Source organism: Psychromonas sp., from assembly GCF_041586535.1.
In the GTDB taxonomy this organism is placed as follows: domain Bacteria; phylum Pseudomonadota; class Gammaproteobacteria; order Enterobacterales; family Psychromonadaceae; genus Psychromonas.
Genome location: NZ_JBFGZY010000219.1, coordinates 1 through 3,429, shown reverse-complemented (window position 1 = coordinate 3,429; position 3,429 = coordinate 1). Strand labels below are relative to the sequence as shown.

Sequence of the window (3,429 nt, the reverse complement as noted above, 5' to 3'; positions counted from 1 at the left end):
TCTATGGAATGGTGCGTTATGGTCTCCCAGTTACTTTGCCGGATCATGTGGCGGTGCTGCGCTAGATGCCCTGACGACTTATATCGAGCAACAAAATAGACCTAAGTAACGTTAATGCTTCGCATCAATGATTTTCATCACCGCCATGAATGACTGTGTTTTTCATCTAAATGGATAAAAAACAGCCGTTTATTCCTGTTTCTTATCTGCAACAATTCCCTCCTGTTTAAGCAAACATCTTACTTCTTGCAATCGGCTCAAGACAAGCTTCTAATTCTTCATCCGTTGTCGGCATTTTATCAAACTCAAAAACTTCACGAGAACCCAGCATATAAGCACTGGTGCCACCATGATCATGATGAAACCACTTACCATGCAAACAGATATCAGTGTAACATTTTTCTTCCATATGTAGTTTCATAATCGCTACCCCACACTTATGTTTTTTCGTTTTGGACTGTATTTATAACACTTGCATCGCGCCAATTGGCAATCGATTTAAGTCTAGCAAACTTAAAGGTTAATGATTTGTTAAGCTGCCGTTAATGATATATAACCTTAAGTTTACAGTGGTTATATTGATCCAAATCAAAATCAATAGCCAAAACAGAGTACTTCCCCCCGTCTATTGCAGATAACGTGATTTAATGCACAGGATAAAAAACCTCACTTCTCCCCGCGCCCTCTCAAAATAGATAGATCCGATCTGATGGATCTGAGAATATTCATTGCTGAGCAATAATAACTTTACTCCAGGCAGCAGATTCTGTTTGCAATTACTCAGCTCGGATCAGCAACGTTTTTTAAAAAGTAAAAGGCAAAAAGATAATAATACTCGCAGTTTCCAATATTTTATTAATAATTATGTTTACCCGTATTAGTGATATCTTTTTTAAAAATAAAGGTTGCATTCCACTAAAATCAGAAGCGCTCCCAAGTAATTTGTTAGTTATTACTAACCTACTTTTGTTTACTCGGTTTATCCACAATCTTATCCACCGGAAGCGATTAAATATTCTCTTGAAAAAAACTTAAAAAGCTTTATCTTGTGCCCCCTTATGATATTAAACACAATATATTGTGCTTTTAACAACCTGGCAACACAATAAAAACTGCATCAATAAGTGTCACTGCAGTTGCTAAATATAAGGGTCCCTGAATGAATAAAAACCTATTTGTCACAAAGAGAAATGGCAAAAGAGAGAGCATTGATCTTGAGAAAATCCACCGCGTTATTACCTGGGCGGCAGAGGGGCTCAATAATGTATCTGTTTCTCAGGTTGAATTAAATTCACATATTCAGTTTTATGATGGCATTCGCACTGACGATATCCATGAAACGATTATTAAAGCGGCTGCCGATCTTATTTCAGAGGAGTCACCGGATTACCAATATTTAGCGGCCCATCTTGCGGTGTTCCATTTGCGTAAAAAAGCCTACCAGCGCTTTACGCCGCCGAGTGTCTTTGAGCACGTCAGCAAAATGTGCTCTAAAGGCAAGTACGATGCGCATCTTCTTGAAGATTATAGCAAGCAAGAATTTGAAGAGATGGAGAAATTCATCGACCATGACCGTGATTTAAAGTTTTCTTACGCTGCGGTAAAACAGCTTGAAGGTAAATACCTGATCCAGAACCGTGTTAACGGTGAAATTTATGAAAGTGCGCAGTTTCTATATCTGATGGTGTCTGCCTGCCTGTTTGCTAACTATGACAAGTCGATCCGCCTGGATTACATAAAGCGTTTCTATGATGCGGTTTCTCTATTTAAGATCTCATTACCGACGCCCATTATGTCAGGAGTACGCACGCCGACCCGTCAATTTAGTTCATGCGTATTAATTGAGACGGGTGACAGCCTTGATTCGATTAATGCCACGGCAAGCTCTATTGTTAAATATGTTTCGCAACGCGCAGGTATCGGTATTAACGCCGGTCGTATTCGTGCTCTGGGAAGCAACATCCGTGGTGGTGAAGCTTACCACACCGGGTGCATTCCATTTTACAAATACTTTCAAACAGCGGTTAAATCTTGTTCTCAAGGTGGTGTACGTGGCGGTGCAGCCACCGTTTTTTACCCGCTTTGGCATTTGGAAGTTGAATCACTGCTGGTGTTAAAAAATAATCGCGGGATTGAGTCCAACCGGGTACGTCATCTCGACTACGGGGTGCAGTTAAGCCGCTTATTTTATCAGCGCCTAATCGACAAAAAAGAGATCACCCTGTTCAGTCCATCCGATGTCCCGGGGTTATATGACGCCTTTTTTGAAGATCAGGATGAGTTTGAGCGTTTATATCATTTATACGAAGGTGATCCGGATATTCGTCAGCGCAGCATTTCAGCGGTTAACTTGTTCTCCATCTTAATGCAGGAACGCGCGAGTACCGGGCGTATCTATATTCAGAATGTCGATCACTGTAATACCCACAGTCCATTTGACAGCAAAGTCGCACCGATTCGCCAAAGTAATTTATGCCTTGAAATTGCACTGCCGACTAAACCGCTGCAGCACATTATGGATGAAGAAGGTGAAATTGCGCTTTGTACTCTGTCTGCACTGAATTTAGGCGCTATTGAGTCGCTTGATGAATTAGAGGAGCTGGCGGAACTGGCGGTGCGCGCATTAGATAACTTATTGGATTATCAGGACTACCCTATCCTTGCTGCTGAAAATAGTAGTATGGCGCGTCGTACACTGGGCATCGGGGTAATCAACTACGCTTATTACCTGGCTAAAAATGGGGTTAAATACTCTGATGGCAGCGCAAATAATCTGACCCACAGAACTTTTGAAGCTATCCAGTACTATCTTTTAAAAGCTTCCAATAAACTGGCTAAAGAGCGTGGTGCATGCCCTAAATTTAACGAAACACGTTACTCGCAGGGGATATTACCGCTGGATAACTACAAAAAAGCATTGGATGCTATTTGTGATGAGCCCTACCATCTGGATTGGGAAACATTACGCGGCGATATTGTTAAACACGGTTTACGTAACTCTACGTTATCTGCCTTAATGCCATCTGAAACATCGAGCCAAATTTCCAATGCCACCAACGGTATTGAACCACCACGCGGTTATGTGAGTGTCAAGGCAAGTAAAGACGGTATTCTCAAACAAGTTGTGCCTGAATATGAAAAGTATAAACAAAACTATGAATTATTATGGAACATTCCAAATAACCAGGGGTATCTTGAGCTGGTTGGTTTAATGCAGAAATTTGTCGATCAGGCAATTTCAGCAAATACCAATTACGATCCGAAACGTTTTGACGATAAAAAAGTACCTATGACCAACCTGTTAAAAGACTTGTTGATTGCTTATAAAATGGGTGTTAAAACATTGTACTATCACAATACCCGGGATGGGGCTGATGATGAAAATGTGATGGATGAAAGCGATGACTGTGCCGGCGGCGCATGTAAGAT

At 41.1% G+C, this 3,429-nt stretch carries 3 protein-coding genes; 2 read left to right on the top strand and 1 reads right to left on the bottom strand.

The window, feature by feature from the left end; genetic code table 11:
- The coding region (locus ABZA00_RS16695) for a transposase (protein ID WP_372881343.1) at window positions 1-109 on the top strand (109 nt) is incomplete at its 5' end.
- A gap of 117 nt (window positions 110-226) precedes the next feature.
- On the opposite strand, the gene ABZA00_RS16690 is transcribed toward ABZA00_RS16695, so the two are convergent.
- Window positions 227-421 (bottom strand): hypothetical protein, encoded by a 195-nt coding sequence (locus tag ABZA00_RS16690; RefSeq protein ID WP_372883281.1) that lies wholly within the window; start codon window positions 419-421, stop codon window positions 227-229.
- A 738-nt stretch (window positions 422-1,159) separates the two neighbouring features.
- Here ABZA00_RS16690 and nrdA point away from each other — a divergent pair.
- Window positions 1,160-3,429: class 1a ribonucleoside-diphosphate reductase subunit alpha (gene nrdA, locus ABZA00_RS16685; protein WP_372883280.1), on the top strand; the 2,270-nt coding region annotated here is incomplete at its 3' end.